Annotated in this window: 14 protein-coding genes; 7 read left to right on the forward strand and 7 right to left on the reverse strand. The window is 36.2% G+C overall.

All coding sequences use genetic code 11. The features are described 5' to 3' along the window. Positions 1 to 45 precede the first annotated feature (45 nt). The 3 genes from murJ to FJR04_RS04060 all read right to left on the reverse strand — a co-directional run bounded on the left by murJ (position 46) and on the right by FJR04_RS04060 (position 3,783). On the reverse strand, positions 46 to 1,650 hold the full coding sequence (gene murJ, locus FJR04_RS04050) for a murein biosynthesis integral membrane protein MurJ (protein ID WP_168492034.1): 1,605 nt from the start codon (positions 1,648 to 1,650) through the stop codon (positions 46 to 48). Between the two features lie 41 nt (positions 1,651 to 1,691). Then, a complete protein-coding gene (locus FJR04_RS04055) occupies positions 1,692 to 2,198 on the reverse strand; it encodes a pentapeptide repeat-containing protein (protein WP_168492036.1) in 507 nt (168 codons plus the stop codon). 79 nt (positions 2,199 to 2,277) lie between these two features. Further along, positions 2,278 to 3,783 (reverse strand): LCP family protein, encoded by a 1,506-nt coding sequence (locus FJR04_RS04060; protein ID WP_168492038.1) that lies wholly within the window; start codon positions 3,781 to 3,783, stop codon positions 2,278 to 2,280. A 387-nt stretch (positions 3,784 to 4,170) separates the two neighbouring features. On the opposite strand from FJR04_RS04060, the gene FJR04_RS04065 reads away from it, so the two are divergent. From FJR04_RS04065 to FJR04_RS04095, 7 genes are all read left to right on the forward strand, one after another. After that, positions 4,171 to 5,235 (forward strand): mannose-1-phosphate guanylyltransferase, encoded by a 1,065-nt coding sequence (locus tag FJR04_RS04065; RefSeq protein WP_168492040.1) that lies wholly within the window; start codon positions 4,171 to 4,173, stop codon positions 5,233 to 5,235. A 95-nt stretch (positions 5,236 to 5,330) separates the two neighbouring features. Beyond that, the gene (locus FJR04_RS04070; protein WP_168492042.1) at positions 5,331 to 5,489 is read left to right on the forward strand and encodes a hypothetical protein; all 159 of its coding nucleotides are present in this window, start codon (positions 5,331 to 5,333) and stop codon (positions 5,487 to 5,489) included. A 41-nt stretch (positions 5,490 to 5,530) separates the two neighbouring features. Continuing rightward, positions 5,531 to 7,159, forward strand: a complete 1,629-nt coding sequence (locus FJR04_RS04075; protein WP_168492044.1) for an AarF/ABC1/UbiB kinase family protein — start codon at positions 5,531 to 5,533, stop codon at positions 7,157 to 7,159. 209 nt (positions 7,160 to 7,368) lie between these two features. Beyond that, positions 7,369 to 9,006 carry an AAA-like domain-containing protein gene (locus FJR04_RS04080; RefSeq protein ID WP_168492051.1) on the forward strand — a complete coding sequence of 546 codons (1,638 nt, stop codon included), beginning with the start codon at positions 7,369 to 7,371 and terminating at the stop codon, positions 9,004 to 9,006. 206 nt (positions 9,007 to 9,212) lie between these two features. Then, positions 9,213 to 12,743, forward strand: a complete 3,531-nt coding sequence (locus FJR04_RS04085; protein WP_168492053.1) for an AAA-like domain-containing protein — start codon at positions 9,213 to 9,215, stop codon at positions 12,741 to 12,743. A 48-nt stretch (positions 12,744 to 12,791) separates the two neighbouring features. Further along, positions 12,792 to 13,772: an ATP-binding cassette domain-containing protein gene (locus FJR04_RS04090; protein ID WP_168492055.1), complete on the forward strand. Its 981-nt coding sequence runs from the start codon at positions 12,792 to 12,794 to the stop codon at positions 13,770 to 13,772. 12 nt (positions 13,773 to 13,784) lie between these two features. Then, positions 13,785 to 14,573, forward strand: a complete 789-nt coding sequence (locus tag FJR04_RS04095) for an ABC-2 family transporter protein (RefSeq protein ID WP_168492057.1) — start codon at positions 13,785 to 13,787, stop codon at positions 14,571 to 14,573. A 12-nt stretch (positions 14,574 to 14,585) separates the two neighbouring features. On the opposite strand, the gene FJR04_RS04100 is transcribed toward FJR04_RS04095, so the two are convergent. The 4 genes from FJR04_RS04100 to FJR04_RS04115 all read right to left on the reverse strand — a co-directional run bounded on the left by FJR04_RS04100 (position 14,586) and on the right by FJR04_RS04115 (position 18,396). Further along, the gene (locus FJR04_RS04100; protein WP_168492059.1) at positions 14,586 to 14,843 is read right to left on the reverse strand and encodes a hypothetical protein; all 258 of its coding nucleotides are present in this window, start codon (positions 14,841 to 14,843) and stop codon (positions 14,586 to 14,588) included. A gap of 84 nt (positions 14,844 to 14,927) precedes the next feature. Continuing rightward, positions 14,928 to 15,791 (reverse strand): Rpn family recombination-promoting nuclease/putative transposase, encoded by an 864-nt coding sequence (locus FJR04_RS04105; protein WP_168492060.1) that lies wholly within the window; start codon positions 15,789 to 15,791, stop codon positions 14,928 to 14,930. A 9-nt stretch (positions 15,792 to 15,800) separates the two neighbouring features. Further along, complete coding sequence (locus FJR04_RS04110; RefSeq protein ID WP_168492062.1) at positions 15,801 to 17,507, reverse strand: serine/threonine-protein kinase; 1,707 nt, start codon at positions 17,505 to 17,507, stop codon at positions 15,801 to 15,803. 49 nt (positions 17,508 to 17,556) lie between these two features. Next, positions 17,557 to 18,396, reverse strand: a complete 840-nt coding sequence (locus FJR04_RS04115; protein ID WP_174763498.1) for an alpha/beta fold hydrolase — start codon at positions 18,394 to 18,396, stop codon at positions 17,557 to 17,559. Between the last annotated feature and the right edge of the window lie 142 nt (positions 18,397 to 18,538).

Below are 18,538 nucleotides of genomic sequence, written 5' to 3' on the forward strand. Positions count from 1 at the left end.
TTATCAAGAAATAGAGATGTTCCGGTAGAAAATCTCGGCTTTAATTTATTTCTTCAAAAACTTTTGCTGCATCTTCATCACAAAAGTATTCACTTCTGGGATATTCATTCTAGAAGCAATGATCGCAAATACCCCAATTCCCACTAAAGCAGATATAGATAATTCGATTAGTAAATTAATTAAACCCTGTTTACCTAACATTTGCTGAGAAACAAGTAAAGTCCCAAAACTAGCTGCACCAGCCATCACACTACCAACTGTTAAACCCAAAATTGGTAAACACCATTCTTGCCAAGGTAAACCATTAAGTTTACGATTCAGCAAAAATAACAACATCAATATTGAACTACAATTAACTCCCACTGTGGCTAAAACTAAACCAGGCGCTCCAAAAGGTTTAACCAGTAAAAAATCTAATCCAGCATTGAGAAGAATATTAAATATGCTAATTTTAAAAGGTGTTTGTCCATCACCTAAAGCGTAAAATACTCTGACTAAAACATCACGTCCTAAATAGACAAACATTCCAATTCCATAGGCAATTAATAGAGAAGATACTAATTCAGTTGCTTCTTGTTTAAAAGCTCCTCGTTGATAAACTATCTGGACAATTGGCACAGATAAAGATACCATTAAAGCCCCTAAAGGTAGCATGGTAACAGCAGTTAATAAAAGTCCTTGACGAATGCGTAATTTTAACTCTTCCCAATTATCTGGGTGAGAAAGTTTGGCAAATATCGGTAATAAAGGCAGTAAAATAATATTAGAAATAATCCCCAAGGGAGTTTGCACTAAAAGATTAGCATAGTTAAAACCTGCGGCTGCACCAGCAATAGGACTAGCAAAATAAAGGTCAGTAGCGACATTAATCGGCATCATTCCTGATGATATTGTCGCTGGAGTCATGATTTTAATTACTTCTTGGACACCAGGAGCTTTAAAATTAAATCTCAGCCGTAATGTCCCCAATCCTAAGCGCCATTGGACAATTAACTGGACTAACCATTGCAGAATCCCTCCTGCTAATGTTCCCCAAGCTAATACCATGCCACCAATTAAAGCATATTCAGGATTAATAATTTCTTTGCCATATTGCCCTACTAAAATAGCAATACCAATGATAACAGTAATACTTGATAGTAAAGGACTAATGGATAATAACCAATATTGATTAGCTGCATTTAAAGTTCCAAAACCAATGCCAATTAAGCCAGCAAATAAGGCTAAAGGGGCCATGATTTGAATTTGGCGGATAGCGATCGCTCTTGTAGTTGCTTCTAAGCCATAACCAACTATATCAATAATATATTCAGCACAAAAAATTTGAATAAATGTCACCACAATCAACAACCCACCAACAAGAGTTGTTACTGTTTCTACTATCGGTGCAGCTTCTTCTTTTTTGTGTTTGGCTAAAACACTAACAATGGCACTATGTAAAGGTCCATTGACACCACCAAGTAAGATTAACAGAAAACCAGGGATAATATAGGCATAACTATAAGCAGTAGCAGCCGCACCTACACCAAAAGCTGCCGCAATTATTTGTTGTCTAATTAAACCAAATACTTTACTAATTAATGTTGCTGCGGCAACAATACCAGCAATGCCAGCAAAGGAACGAGAGGGTTTTTGATCTTGTTGTGTCACGAATATTATTGGTCAGTTGTTAGTTGTCAATTATTAGTTTTCTATCTACAACCCAAACTATCTTTTGTAGAAATACCTGTTACCGGATTTATACCACTTGCCCTTTCACAGAGTAGTGATACTTGATAACGATCAATAAGTGCATCTGTGAAATCAGCACCAGTGATATCCGCATCATAAAAACGGCTGCGGGTTAAAGTTGCTTCTGTGAAAATAGTGTTCTTTAGATTAGCATTATCTAAGGTAACTCGATCAACCAAAGCACCTGTTAAATTTGCACCTTCTAAATTTGCTTTTAATAAAACGCCTTTAGTCAAAATTGCATTAGTTAAATTCGCACCTTGGAAATTTGTTCCCCGCATTTCCGCTGCCACAAAAGTTCCACCAACTAAATCAGTATAAGAAAAGTCACGATTTTCTAAATTAGCATTACTGTAATTAATGGTATTAATTTGAGCTAAAGCTGGTTGGGGATTCATAATTACCCACAAAACCGCCAAAATTAAAATTAATATCAAACCTAAAAACTTTAAAAAAATCTTGTTCATAAATTTGTTAATTGTTTGTTGTCAGTTGTCAGTTGTCAGTCGTTTTTTTAACCACTGACTAATGACCACTGACTACTGACTATTTCCAGTCTTTACCAATGCGAATTGTGAGATCAGATTCCAAATCGCCATTTCCAGAAACTTCGATTTGTCCTAGTCCTAAAACTTGTTGGAGGTCAATTCCTGGTTGTCGGTTGCCTCTTTGGACAATAATCTGAGTTTGGCGTTGGGTATCTGGCCAATCGGGAATTGCATAAACATTAGTAAAACCTTTCTGCTTGAGATAGGTGATTACTTTTTCTGTTAGCTGGGGTTGATTAGTCGTATTTTGAACAGCTACTCGCTGAATAGAAACTGGCCGATTATCTGACTTAATACCGGGTACATCTACGCCAACATAATTATTTAATAAGTTTTGTTGGCCAGTCATATTTAACCAATAGCTATTGGGATCTTGACTGAATCGGCTGAAAGTACCAGGTAACATGGCCATTTGGAAATTATCCCGTTCCACATTGACGGAGAAATTTGCCAACGCCATCATTTCTTCCATTTTCAGGTTAGTGTCAAAATATTTTCGCATAATGCGAGTTAATTGTGGCAACCTGGGTAAAACGGTGGGACTATTGAGACGTTGCAATAAAGCAGTTATTAGTGCTTGTTGTCGCTGTACTCTCGATAAATCTCCCAGTCCTTCTTCCCGAAAACGGGCAAATTGTTCGGCTTGTTCACCGTTGAGACTTTGCCAACCACTGACTAAATTCATCGAAAAGCCACCAGCCTGATCTTGATAATTCATTGTTTGGGGTACAAATACATCTACCCCACCCAATTGTTCAACTAACTGCCGAAAACCGCTGGTAGAAATACGGATATATCTATCTATGGGGGCATTATTTAAACTGCGACTAACTACCCGTGCGGCCAAAACTGGACCACCTTTGGCGTTAGCTTCAGATACCTTAGTTAATCCTTGTTCGGGGATTGCTATCATTGTCCCTCTGGGAATTGACAGTACCCGAATTGATTGATCACTGGGATTTAGCCTGACTAACATCATGGTATCGCTGTTACCAGTAAAACTTTCTGGTGAACCATCTACAGTCCCAGGAACTGGTTCAATACCCATAATTAAAATATTCATGGGTTTTGATAGTTTGTACTGGGAAAGCTTAGTCCATAAATCTCCAGGTACTTTTACTTGATCTTGTCTATTAGAGCCAAATTCATCATCTTTGGTTTGATCTAGATTACTCCATAGAGGAGTCCATAGTGCTAAACTTGATACTAGTAATCCAGAGAGAATGATCCCTAAAACAACAGTTAATACCCACAATAACCATCGTGGTACGGATAAGCCCAAGCGGTCATATAGTTCGTTTGGAATAGCGCCCACCGAGTCAACGACGTTATGAGAAGAGTTAACGAATTGTTGTGTTTTAACCGGCGGATTTGGCGCTGGTATTTGTTGAGATGTTACCTGATGATCCAGTTGGTGAACAGGTTGCTGTTTTACTTCCTGTTCTGGTGCTGGGACTTGCTGAAGCGTTACTTGATTTTCTGAGACTTGAACTTGTTTAATCACAATTTTCTCCCCACTCAACCACTCCCTAAAGGTATGTTACTGCAAGCTACAAAGATTGCAATTTAAAACTCACTATGCAAATTCTAGATTTGAGAAAAGTTAATGCCAGACTTTTTTTGGTGAAGTCGAACTCAGGTGTTTTTAATACCTTGTCCATGTTTGGTAGGTTGAGTTAAGCAACAGCTAAACCTAACATTTATAAGCATTTGTGGGGTAACATCCGTCAACCCAACCTACAAATCAAGACTTTTTTTGATTTAGACAAAGTATGGCGTTTTACTAGGTAATAATTGAAACATATACAACCAATCAAATTCAGCAATGGATACAATCCAAAATTGAATCAATGTACACTTATATTGTTCTAAGTTCAGTGTGTATGACAGCATGAATAATTTATTTTTTCCTGTAATTCTGGCTGGCGGTAAAGGTGAACGTTTTTGGCCTCTGAGCCGATTAGACCGACCTAAGCAATTTTTAAGTCTTGATGGTAGCTCTAGAAGCCTCATGCAAGCCACCGCTGATCGGTTGTTAACACTAACTGGCGGTTGGGAAAACCTGTGGGTAATTACTTCTAGTGCAATTGCTCAAGGAGTACGAGAACAACTTCCCGATCTACCAGAGTCAAATTTGTTAATCGAATCAGAGGGACGAGATACTGCTGCGGCCGTCGCTTGGACAAGTTTAGAAATTAAAAAGCGTTATGGAGAAGACGCTATTATTGGGTTTTTTCCGGCAGATCACTGGATTGCTGACCCGGAGGTGTTTGCAGAAACTTTAGCTGCGGCTACCGAGTTGGCTACTAGTAAAAGAGCGATCGTTACTTTGGGGATCAAGCCTAATTTTCCATCAACTGGCTATGGTTATATTGAACAAGGTGAAAAGATAGGTAGCTTTAACGACTTGCCAGCTTATCATGTCAACCGTTTTACTGAAAAGCCCGACCGAGAAACGGCAGAAACTTTTTTATCAACGGGACGGTTTAGCTGGAATAGTGGTATGTTTGTTTTTCGAGCCGGGGTTGTTCTGGAAGAATTACGCACCCATGCACCAGAAATTATTGAACCCTTAGAACAACAAGGCCCTGATATTTATCCCCACCTGCCTAAAAAAAGTATAGATTATGCGCTGATGGAAAAAACAAGTCTAGCATACGTTTTACCGGTGGCATTTGGTTGGGATGATCTGGGCGATTGGAATGCGATTGAAAGGTTACTGAAGCAGGATGATAATCCTAATGTAGAACTTGCTACCCATGTGGGCTTGGATACCCAAGGAGCAATTGTTTATGCCTCCAATCCTGATGATGTCATTGTGACTATTGGTTTAGAAGATGTGGTGATTGTGCGCGATCGCAATGTTACCCTGGTAGTAAAAAAAGATCGTACTCAGGAAATTAAGCAAATCCTTAAAACCCTGCAAAACGATGGACGATTTACAAACCTATTGTAAAAATTAAAACTCTTGGTAGATGGCTCAAAGTATTGTTATTCATTATAACTAGACTGTCGATAGTATTTTGTGACAGTATATGTCAATTAACAGATTTGAGCCTTTTTTTTCGGCGATCGCAATCAAACTTTATTATTGCTGATCAAAAACATAATATTTCCCCAATGGGTGCGGGGGAGCAGGGGAGCAGGGGAGCAGGGGGAATATATTTTCAACGGACAACGGACAACGGACAACGGACAACTGACTACTGACTACTGACTACTGACAACTGACTACTGACAAATTACCAAAAATGTTCTTAACCCAAACTGTTCCTCGTCAAAGAGAAATTATTGAAGTATTCCTCCGCAATGGCTGGGATTACATGAGAAGACTGTTGACTGGTGGTAAAGCTGATCAACCCCAATTACCACCGCCTGCTGTGTTGAAAAATATTTTGATAGATTTGGGACCTGTTTATGTAAAACTTGGTCAACTGCTTTCTACCCGTCCTGATTTACTTAGTGCTGCTTATATTGAGGAACTGTCAACTCTTCAAGATGAAGTTCCTCCAGTTTCTTGGTTAGAGGTAGAAATACTTATTCGTAAACAGTTAAAAAGTCCACTGGAAGAAACATTTACTACTATTAATCATATTCCTGTAGCGGCGGGATCAATTGCCCAAACTCATCGCGCTACTTTAGCAAATGGGAAAGAAGTAGCTCTCAAAGTGCAACGTCCGGGAATTGATGAGACCATTGCCCAAGATATCACTTTAATTCAAGGGATTGCGGATTTGGTTGCACGCACAGAGTTTGGACAGACTGCTGATATTAAATCAATTGCGGAAGAATTTACCAAAGCTTTAGAAGCTGAGTTAGATTTCACCCGCGAAGCAGGTTTTACAGATCAATTACGGCGCAATTTATCCCAAAGTCATTGGTATGATCCCCAACAAATAGTAGTTGCGGAAATTTACTGGCATTTAACTACAGAAAAATTGCTAGTTATGGAATGGTTAGACGGTGTACCTTTCCTATTGGCAGATTTGGGAAGTGATCAAGAAAAGCGTAAAGAAATTACTACTTTACTATTTCGCGCATTTTTTCAGCAGATATATATTGATGGGTTTTTTCATGCTGATCCCCATCCTGGTAATTTATTTTATTTGATAGATGGTCGCATTGCTCTTTTAGATTGTGGGATGATGGGTAGACTTGATCCCCGCACTCAACAAATATTAACCGAAATGTTGTTAGCAATTGTTGATTTAGATGCTCAAAGATGCGCTCAATTAACTTTACAACTTTCTGATTCTGCACAACCCATTCTTTTGCCCAGGTTAGAAAGTGATTATGATCGAATGTTACGAAAATATCATAATGTGAGTCTGACAGAAATGAATTTTAGTCAGGTAATTTATGAGATTTTGCAAATTGCCAGAAATAATCAAATTAGATTACCTAGTAATATGGGTTTATACGCAAAAACTTTAGCAAATTTAGAAGGAGTAGCCCGCACTTTTAATCCAGAAGTCAATTTATTTGATGAGATTCAACCATTAATTACAGATTTATTTCGTCGTCAGTTGTTGGGAGATAGTCCAGTGCGATCGCTCTTACGCACAGCCCTAGATATTAAAACTCTATCTTTACAATCTCCTCGAAATATTGAATTATTATTAGACCGTTTAACCTCTGAAACTTTACAGTGGAACTTATCACTAAAAGGATTAGATGGTATGCGGCGGACATTAGATGATGCTGCTAACCGTCTTTCATTTAGTATCTTAGTAGGTTCACTGATTATGGGTGCTGCTATTATTTCTACTAAAACCCAAACATTACAGTTATCCTATATTAGTATAGTTCTATTTAGTGCGGCTAGTTTATTAGGATTATGGTTGATTATTAGTATTTTACGCTCAGGGCGTTTAAGGTAGTTTAACAATGTACAATTGACAATTGACAATTGACAATTGACAATTAATAAGTTATTCAATGCCAGTTTAGGAAGTGTTAATTTTTATAACTAATTTATCTAATGTGCTTACATAAGTTAAAAAATGAGGGATTATACTTAAAATTTTATTATTTCAGATTTCGTAACGGAAATCAAAGATTAATACCAAACTAACAAGATAGATTGCAAATGAAGAAAAATATTACTTTACCAGGTGATCCACTACCATCTAATTCCCGATTTTATATTGAACGCCCTCCCATTGAAAGCGATGCTTATACAGAATTACTCAAACCAGGGAGTTTAATTCGCATTAAAGCACCACGACACATGGGCAAAAGTTCTTTGATGTTACGGCTAATTGATCAAGCTCAGACAGAGGGATATTCAATAGTTACCATAGACTTTAAACTAGTAGATAGACAAACTTTTTTTAGTCTTAATAATTTTTTACGTTGGTTTTGTGCGAATGTAGCTCGAAAGTTATCAGTTATATCACTTTTAGATGATTATTGGGATGAGGAAATTGGCAGTAAAGTTAGTGCTTCAATTTATTTTGAGAGTTATTTATTAGAGCAAATTCAGAGTCCATTAGTTTTAATTTTACATGAAATAGATTATATTTTTGAGCATCAACATATTGCCCAAGATTTTCTACTTCTACTACGCAGTTGGCATGAACAAGCTAAACAAACTCCAATTTGGGAAAAAGTCCGGTTGGTATTATTACACTCCACCGAAGTTTATATCCCTTTAAATATCAATCAATCTCCGTTTAATGTTGGTTTGTCATTGAAATTACCAGAATTTACAGTTGAACAAGTGACAAAATTAGCGAAACAATACGAAATAGATTGGTTTGATAGTCAAGCTGTAGAAAAATTAATGAATTTGGTGGGAGGACATCCCTATTTAATTCATCAAGGTTTGTATTATCTCTACCAGCAGAAAATTTCTTTACCAGAAATCCTAGATAATTGTGTGCTTAATAATGGGATTTACAGTGAATATTTAAGAAGTTTACTAAATATATTACAAAAAAATCCAGAATTATCTCAGGCATATAATCAAATTGTCAATTCTACAGATGGCAATATATATTTGTCAACAAATTTGGTTTATAAATTAGATAGTTTAGGTTTGATTAAATTAAATGGCGAGAAGAATTATCAACCTTTTTGTGAAATGTATCGGTTATTTTTTCAACAAAATTTATTCATAGATGATAATAATATTAGGCTGGATAAATTAAAAAAAGAAAATGAGCAATTACAAGTATTAGTTAATATTGATCAACTGACTCAAATTGCCAATCGTAAATGTTTTGACGAAAACTTTAAATTAGAATGGCAAAGAATGGCAAATATCCAAGAACCTCTCTCTTTAATATTAGCAGATGTGGATGAATTTAAATTTTATAATGACACTTACGGGCATCAAAGTGGTGATGATTGTTTGCGTCAAGTTGCTCAAGCGATTAATTCAGTAATCAAAGATCCCAATATTTTAGTTGCTCGTTATGGTGGTGAAGAATTTGCTTTAATTCTGCCACAAACAGAGGCAGAAGAAGCCATTATAATTGCTGAAGAAATCAGAGAAACAGTAAAATCATTGAGAATTAATATTTCTGGATTAACTAATAAAACTCAAGCAATGCACAAAACTAGATTAACTATCAGCTTAGGAATTGTTTGTGTTATTCCGTCAGGATATTTTTCTATAACAGAATTTTTTGAAGCTGCTGATCAAGCACTGTATCAAGCCAAGCAATTAGGACGCGATCGCACTATTTTAAGTTCTAAATTTAAATTTGGCTATTATGAATAATCAATACTAAGCCTTGGCGACTAGAAGTCGCAGCTAAACAGATAAAACCCATCTACATGGGGTAGAAACCTTCATTTTATCTTAGTCCACGCAGGTGGTCACTGAGCCTGTTGATAGCGTAGCGTGGCGTTAGCCATAGTGTGGACTTTGTTTGTGTAGTAGCGACTTCTAGTCGCCATAACCATAAAATGTTTTAAATAAACTCTATGAATACTCATACATATCAAGTCGGTGGTAGTCTCATAAATAATGCTCCTAGTTATGTAGAAAGACAAGCAGATATAGAAATATATAACGCTTTAAAACAGGGTGAATTTTGTTATGTTCTCAATTGTCGTCAAATGGGTAAATCATCCTTATTAGTGAGAACTAAACATCATTTAGAGCAAGAAGGATTGAAATGTACATCTCTGGATATGACGAATATTGGGAGTGAAAATATTACCCCAACTCAATGGTATAAGGGAATAGTTGCTGATTTATGCAGAGGGTTTAAACTTTTAGGGAAATTGAACTTAAAATCATGGTGGCAAACAGGAGATGATATTTCCTTGCTACAAAACTTAAGTCGGTTTATTGCGGAATTATTAACTCAATTTCCCGAAGAAAAGTTAATTATTTTTATAGATGAAATTGATAGTATACTCCGCTTAGAGTTTCCGGTAGATGATTTTTTTGCATTAATTAGATACTGCTATAATCAAAGAGCAATAGATCCAGAATATCAGCGATTGACATTTGCAATTTTTGGAGTAGCTACTCCATCAGATTTAATTCAAGATGTGCAGAGAACACCTTTTAATATTGGTAAAGCCATTGAGTTAAAAGGATTTCAAATAGCCGAGGTAGATTCTTTAATTAAAGGATTAGAGTTAGTGATACCTAATCCACAACCAGTCATGAAACAAATTTTAGATTGGACAGGAGGGCAGCCTTTTTTAACTCAAAAGTTATGTAATTTAATCATTAACTTTAAAATAAGTGATCATCATCTAGATTTTGCTAAAGGTTATGAAGAGTTTTGGCTAGATAATATTGTTAATGAATATATTATTAATAATTGGGAATCCCAAGATGAACCAGAACATTTAAGAACTATCAGAGAACGGCTACTTTATCATCAACAGCTTGTCGGCAGATTATTGGGAATTTATAAACAAATTTTGCAAGGTGTAACAGTGAAAAGCGATGATAGTAGAGAACAAATAGAATTATTGCTTTCCGGTTTGGTAGTGAAAAAAGCAGGATTATTAATTATTAAAAATCGCATTTATGCCAAAGTATTTAATCTAGATTGGGTAGAAAAAAAATTAGCTAATTTACGTCCCTACTCTCAAACTTTTGCTGCGTGGGTAAATTCCCAACAAACTGATGAATCTCGTTTATTAAGAGGACAAGCACTTGAAGATGCTCAAGCTTGGGCTTGGGATAAAAGTTTAACAAATTTAGATAATCAATTTTTAGCTAAAAGTGCAGAATTAGAACGGAGAGAACAACAGCTTGTTTTAGTAGCAGAAAGAGCCAAAAATATTGAAATTCAACTGCTTGAACAACAAAAAAATGCTCGCTTACAAAAAGTTATTTTGGGAGTCATTAGTACAGCTTTTTTAACTGCTGTTAGCTTAGGAGGGATAACTTTCTGGTTATATCGTCAATCTCTTCAAAATGAAAAATTAGCAAAAATGAGCGAGATTGAAGCCCTAGCATCTTCATCAGCGGCTCAATTTACTTCCCATCAAGAATTAGAAGCACTACAGGGTGCGATTCAAGCTAAAACTAAATTAAACAATTTAAAAATTAACAATCCTGAACTAGAAAAACTAACAAATAATGTTCTGCGTCAAACAATTTATGGAGCGCAAGAATGGAATCGTCTCTGGACAGATGGTCTTAGTTTGATTTGGAGTTTAGCCTGGAGTCCTGATAGCCAGATGATAGTCATTTCTAGTCAGAATGAAATTTGGTTATGGCAACAAAATGGTAAATTAATTCGCAAATTTACACCGCAGAAGTCCACAGTGTGGGCAGTGGCTTTTAGTCCCGATGGTCAAATGATTGCTTCCGGTAGTGCCGATAAAACTATTAAACTTTGGTCATTAGATGGTCAAGAGTTAGCAAATATTAGTGTTAGTGAAGAAGTTAAAAGTATAGCTTTTAGTCCTGATGGAAAACTACTAGCAATAGGGATAAATAATGGTACTTTAGGAATATGGCAGTTAGCAGATAAAAAACTCAAGATTATTAAAGCGCATCAAACGACTATCTCTAAAGTTTTGTTTACGCCCGATGGTCAGAAATTAATTACTGGTAGTGCTGACGGGAAAGCAGTTCTTTGGAGTCTTAACGGTAAAAAATTAGTTAGTTTCAATCGTGGTCAAGATGGTGTACGTGGTTTAGCAATTTCTGCTGATGGTAAATTGCTGGCTACAGGTGGTAATAATAAAAAAATTGAGCTTTGGAGTATTAATGGCCAAAAGCTGAAAAACATTGAAGCCGGATATTCAATCATCGCCATGGCATTTAGTCCTGATCATAAAACCCTTGCTGCTGCTAGTTGGGATAAAGTGGTAAAAATTTATAGTCTTGATGGTAAAGATTTGGATACTTTGACAGGACATAAAGAAGCTGTGTGGGCGATCGCTTGGAGTCCTGATAGTAAAATTCTAGCTACAGCTAGTCTGGATAATAGTGTTAAACTTTGGAAGTTGCAAAATCCCTTAATCAAAGTTTTAAGAGGTCATCAATCAGACCTGGCAAAAGTTGCCATTAGTCCCAATGATCAAATTATCGCTACCACAGATTGGGATAACGTCGTCAATCTTTGGAAACCTGATGGTACGTTACTCAGAAGTCTTAAAGGACATGAAAATGGCGTAACCTCTGTTGTCTTTAGTCGTGATAGCGAGTATTTAGTGACTGGGAGTTGGGATAAAACTATCAAAATCTGGAAAACTGATGGCACTCTGATAGATACACTCCCAGGGCATACTGGGGGCGTTGAAGACATAGTAATTAGTCCAGATGGTCAAATTCTTGCTTCGGGTGGTTTTGATCGAACCTTACGGCTTTGGCAACGAGATCACAAAAAACCGTTTAGCTTTCGATTGCAAAAAATTATTGATGCACACAGTGAGCCAATTCTGGGTGTAGCATTTAGTCCCGATGGTCAGGTATTAGCAACAGGCAGTTATGATAAAACCATCCGCCTGTGGAGTCGAGAGGGGAAGCTGTTAAAGACCTTAGAAGAGCATAATCTAGCAGTTTTTGATGTCACCTTTAGTCCAGATGGACAGTTGATAGCCTCGACTTCCGACGATCGCACCATTAAATTATGGCAACGTGATGGGAAATTTTTAAGAACATTGGTAAATTCAAAATATAAATTAGGACCATTAAGATTTAGCCGAGATGGAAAAACAATTTTTGCCGCCGGTGGAAATAGCACAAATGCAATTCAAATCTGGGATCTGCAAGGAAAACTAATAATTACACTGTTTCGACATCTTGACGCTGTGTCTTCCTTAGCCTTTAGTGCTGATGGTAACACCTTAGTTTCCACTAGCCGCGATCGCACGGCAATTATCTGGAATTTACCCAAAATATTTGCTCTTAACGAATTAGATTATGCTTGTAATTGGATAAAAGATTACTTGCAGAATAATCAGGAATTAAAAAATTTAGAAAAAAATGATTCTCCTGGAGAGAAGCTTTCTATACGCCATCTGTGCGATCCTTAGTAGAGTGGAAAAACTCCAGGTCATTAAGTAGCAGGGGACAAAATTTTTATGCCAATTATTACAGCAGAAAACCTCAGTAAATCCTATCCAGTAGCAATTAAAGATCCAGGGATCAGGGGAACAATCACCCACTTTTTTCGCCGAACTTATCGCTCAATTCCAGCAGTTAAAGATGTTTCTTTTAGTATTGAACCTGGGGAAATAGTTGGTTTTTTAGGACCTAATGGTGCTGGTAAAACTACCACTTTAAAAATGCTAACAGGGCTAATACATCCTTCTCATGGTACAGTTAAAGTTGGCGGATTTGTTCCCTTTAATCGTCAAGAAGCATTTTTGCAAAAAATCACTTTAGTGATGGGACAAAAACAGCAATTAATTTGGGATTTACCAGCCCTTGATTCTTTGAGAATTAACGCCGCAGTTTATAATATTTCTGACAAAGAATTTCAACGTCGAATAGGTGAATTAACAGAAATGCTGGCTTTATCAGGTAAACTCACCCAACCTGTGCGAAAATTATCATTAGGTGAACGGATGAAAGCTGAACTATTAGCAGCACTTTTACACCGTCCCCAAGTTTTATTTCTCGATGAACCAACTTTAGGATTAGATGTTAATGCTCAAGTCGGAGTCCGTGACTTTTTAAAAGAATATAATCGGCTTTATCAAGCAACTGTATTATTAACTAGTCATTACATGGCTGACATTACAGCTTTGTGTGAACGGGTGTTATTAATACACGAAGGAAAACTCATGTATGATGGCAGATTAGATGGATTATTAGAAAATTTTGCCCCTTATCGAGAAATTTATGTGGAGTTAGTTCAAGCATTACCACTAGAAAAACTTATGTCCTATGGTGATGTGCAAATGGTGGAAGGAAGAGCCGTTAGATTTATTGTGCAACAAGAAGCATTGACTCGCACTGTTTCCCAAATTTTAGCAGATTTAGAAGTGGTAGATTTAACAGTCACAGAACCACCAGTAGAAGAAGTAATTGGCCGAGTTTTTCAAAAAGGGTTTAACTAATTATTAATAACCATGAAAAAAAATTTAAAAAAAGCCTTGATTTTTTTATCAGTATACTATGCCTATATGTTGGAATATAGGTCAGAATTAATATTATGGGTTTTATCTGGTTCTCTACCAATTATCATGATGGGTGTTTGGGTACAAGCTGCTGAAGGTGGTATATTTGGCTTAGAACCTGTAGATTTTGCTCGGTATTTTTTCGCGGTTTTCCTAGCTAGACAAATCAGCGTTGTCTGGGTAATTTATGAATTTGAAAAAGAAGTAGTAGAAGGTAAACTTTCACCAAAATTATTACAACCTATAGATCCAGTTTGGCATGATGTAGCTTATCATGCTGCTGAAAGATTAGCTCGAATACCTTTTATATTGCTTTTATCAATGTTATTTTTTGTTTTATATCCTCAAGCTTTTTGGTTGCCGAGTATAGCTAATTTATTGCTATTCATATTGGCAGGAATTATGGCATTTGCTTTACGGTTTATTATGCAATATACTTTTGCTATGTTTGCATTTTGGACAGAAAGAGCTACCGCTTTAGAAAATCTATGGTTTTTGTTTTTTCTATTTTTATCGGGTTTGATTGCACCTTTAGATGTTTTTCCTGAAGATGTCCGTAACATAGTTATGTTAACACCTTTTCCCTATATTATTGATTTTCCCGCTAGGATTTTGGTAGGATTACCTGTAGATTTAACAAGAGGATTTTTATCAATATTAGGTTGGTTTTTAATATTTTTAGGTGCTAATCGTGTTTTATGGCGTTTGGGTTTGAAGAAGTATTCAGGAATGGGAGCATAAATTATTGATAATTTAATTTGGTTCAGAAATGTGAATGTTCTGAATAATTTCCCGTAGTTGATCAAGACTATGTACCGTGAGAATATCCTTATGAATAATTTTTAATCTTTCCAAATCAGAAATTTGGGAGATTTCGGATATTAGTTCTAACCCTTCTCTGCCGAATTTTACATCTAAAGATAACTCAATAGCAGAAAGCCTTTCTTGCAACCGTCCTTCTTCTCTACCTTTATGCAAAATTTCCTGATAAAAGAAAGATTTTTCTAACACCTCTATACTCCCTCTACGAAATTATCTAATTGGATATTATTTCTCCCCTGATTAGGAGAGTAATACTAATTTAAAAACACAAGTTTAATTTCTTTGCAGAAACTGCTCTAATTCATCAAGAGTATTTACAGTTAGAATGCTTCTTTGAATATTTTTTAACTGTTCTAAATCAGCAATTTTTGATATTTTGGGCATGAATTGTAAACCTTCTTGAGCAAATTTCAACTCTAAAATTAGTTCAATAGATGACAGCATTACCTGTCTTACTTCTTCTCTTCCTTCTCGTCTTCCTTCTTCCTTAATCTGTTGATACCAAGGAGATTCTTGTAATATTTCCATATCCCACCTCATGATTTGTTGAACTAAGGCGCTATCTAATACGAATGTAGCAAAAAAAGCCATAACTGTTTCTAACTGGCTTAATTTTTCATCAGCACGAAGCATTTGTAATGCTTGTCTAACTGTTGATTCTCCTCCTCCACCTTTGAGAATTGGTACAAAGGGAAGCAGCGAGGGAATAGGTTGGCTTAAAGCTATTTCTACATCAACTTCCCAAAGATTGATCACCTGATAGTCTTGACGCGCCCGTAAACCTGCAAACTCTGATTCATAACGTTTAGGAATTTCTGCTTCACTTTCTTTCAGGATGTTAATTAATACGGGGTAGATGGGAAGATCATATTTTTCTTCCGCTAATGCTGTATAAGCCCGCATTCTTTTGGGCATTTCTGGCTTATACCGTAATTGTAACTCATTGAGAACAAGAAATTCGCCGTACTGAGGACTGGTAGCTTTGATTAATACATCACTTTCTCTACTTATCCATTGAAATTCGGAGTTGAGAATTTCTCCGGTGGTAATATCGGGGATTTGTGTTACCCATTTTACCCAATTTTCGGGAGCGAGGCTGATTAATTTTTTGGTGCTGATATCTGCTTTTTTAATCATAAAGAACTACTATAAATTACTGGGTATGGTTTTAAACTTATCTGGTGAACCTAGAGAATAATCTTCTAATTTAAAATCAGCAAAAGGCTTTCTCTCTAATCTATCTCTTAAAGCTTCATCTAATATTACTCCTTCGGCTTGTTTTTTGACACCAATAATAATAATACTGCGTTGATAAGCTGTTGAGTCTTGGCTAGATTGACAATCTTTTCTTTGAAATTGTCCCAGATTTAATAAGCGATAACCTGTAACGCTGGGTGTATTACTAAATATCTTTTTTCCTAATAATTGGATTTGCTGAGAACGTTCTAACGCACGTCTTTGTTCAGCAGCGATATCACCTTCACAAGATGCTGTTCCTACGGAAATAATCTCGCTGGGATTTTCCATAATTTTCTGGATACCTTCTTGTTCTAAGTTAGATTTTAAGGAATCAAGGGTAATAGTTTGATCCTGATATTTAATTTGGTAAGTGCTACCTAATTGCCATTTATATTCTACTGATAAAACCGCAATATTAAATTCGGCAACTCTGCCTTGACTATCTTTCCCTTCTTCATAAGGAAAATAATCAACATTGCCTTTTTTAACTGGTGCTTGTCCATAGTCAGGAGGAAGAACGGTAAATTTATTATTTCTGTTTGCGAATGCTATCCACCAAAGTAATAATAAGGAAACAATTAAAGCAGTAAACCAGGCTAATATTGGTAACTTTTCTGGTTGTTTTTGGGGTGGAATAACGGTGTGATTAGTAGTTATTTTGTTAACTATTGCGGTTTTTAAATTTCCTCCAATATTCACAGTTGCAGATGTATTTTCTGTTAGTTGACATTCAATTTCTGCTAATCTGCTCAAAATTTCTTCAACATTGTGAGGACGTTTATTCACTTCCATTGACATTAACCAATCAACGAAATCTAATAATATGGGAGAAACATGATTTGCATGATTTCGCCATTGTAAAATATCTAAATGAGGATCATATAATTGTCCGGGTTGAAATCCCGTTAATAAAAATACAAAAGTTCTTCCTAAAGCAAAGAAATCTGATTGGGCTATGGCTTGTCCTCGCATTTGTTCGGGAGGGCTATAACCAGATGATGAAATGGCTGTCATTCCTCCACCATTTGCTAGATAGGTTCTGGTGATTTCTCTGGCTGTACCAAAGTCAATTAATACTAATTGTCCATCAGGACGAATCATAATATTTGATGGTTTAATATCTCTATGGAGATATTGTTTGTTGTGAACTAAATCTAAAATTTCTAATAATTGTTTTAACCAAGCTATGGCTTGAGCTTCGGAAATTGGGCGATTTTGTTGTTGCTTTAACCACTGTTCTAAATTCGGTCCTTCAATCTTTTCCATGACCATACAATGTAAGATCACATTATTTCTGGTTTGATATGGAAAGTAACCTTCCGCTTTGGGAATACCAGGATGATTTAATTGTTCTAAAACATTTACTTCTTGTTGAAATAGGGAAACAGCTTTAGAATCATTTGCTAGTTCTTCTTTGAGGACTTTGAGAATTTTTGGTGTATCTTGCTGGTAAGCTTCATAAACTTTGCTAAAACCAGTTTTGTCACTCAATAAACGTAAGACTCGATAACGTCCTATCAATTCCAATTGCGAACCACAACTTTGACAAAAGCGGTTTTCATCATTATCTGGGTGGTTGGGTTGAGGACAAACTGGATTAATGCAGAGGCTCATAAATAATTGACAATTGATAATTGATAATTGACAACTTGAGATGATTATCTCATTTTTGGGTTGCTAAAAAAGCAGCGACTGTTTGATTAAATTCTGTGGGGTTACTTAAAAATGGCCAATGATTTCCGGGAACTTGCAGGAAATTTAAGTTTTTGAGGTTGGTTTTGTAGGGTTGAATTTGCCAATTTTGGCGGTTGACACCTTTTTCTGGTTGTATAAAGAGGGCAGGTGTATCAACTGGGTTAATGAAACCTGGTACGTCCATTACTGCGTCAAAAATCCCGTCACGGGCGGCAATGGTAAATTTGCTACCCCAAGTACCATCGGATTTTTGTTCAATTCCGGCTTGAAAAACTTGCTGTTGTAAAGAACTCCAATTTAGATATTGGCTGAGTTGTCGAATTTTTTGTTCGGCTTCTTCGTAACTAGCAAAAGGTCCCATGCTTTTGAGGAAAGGTAAGACGCGGTACAATAGAGGAAATGTGATTTTGAGGAAACTGGGCATTTTCCAGATAAAAATGGGATCTACTAGTGTGATACTTTTTAACCTGGCTGGGTTTTTTCTAGCCCAAATAGCGGCTAATTTCCCTGTCCAAGAGTGACTGACGATATGAGCCGCAGACCATCCCAGTTTATCCATTAATGCTTCCAAATCAGCGATCGCACTGTCAAAAGTATAATCTTTTTCTGGTTTACTACTCTCACCATGACCACGCATATCTGGTGCAATTATATGATAATCTGCTGCTAAATAATCTCCTAAACTAGACCAAACCAAAGCATTATCAGCCATACCATGTAACAACAGTAATGGTTCTTGACCTTGATTCCATTCCAGGTAAGAAAGTTGAATATCAGATGTTGATAGAGTGTGACGGACAGGTATCATTTTCTTAATCTTTTCGAGGACAACTGAGAGGGAATTTTAGCAGAAAAAATAAATTTTCAGGTTTGAACTTTTAGTTTCTAATTTTGCATGGTTGAAAATTGTACTGATTAGCACGAATTAATCGAGCAAATGAATGTCAAAA

This window comes from Anabaena sp. UHCC 0204, from assembly GCF_009711975.1.
Lineage (GTDB): Bacteria > Cyanobacteriota > Cyanobacteriia > Cyanobacteriales > Nostocaceae > Dolichospermum.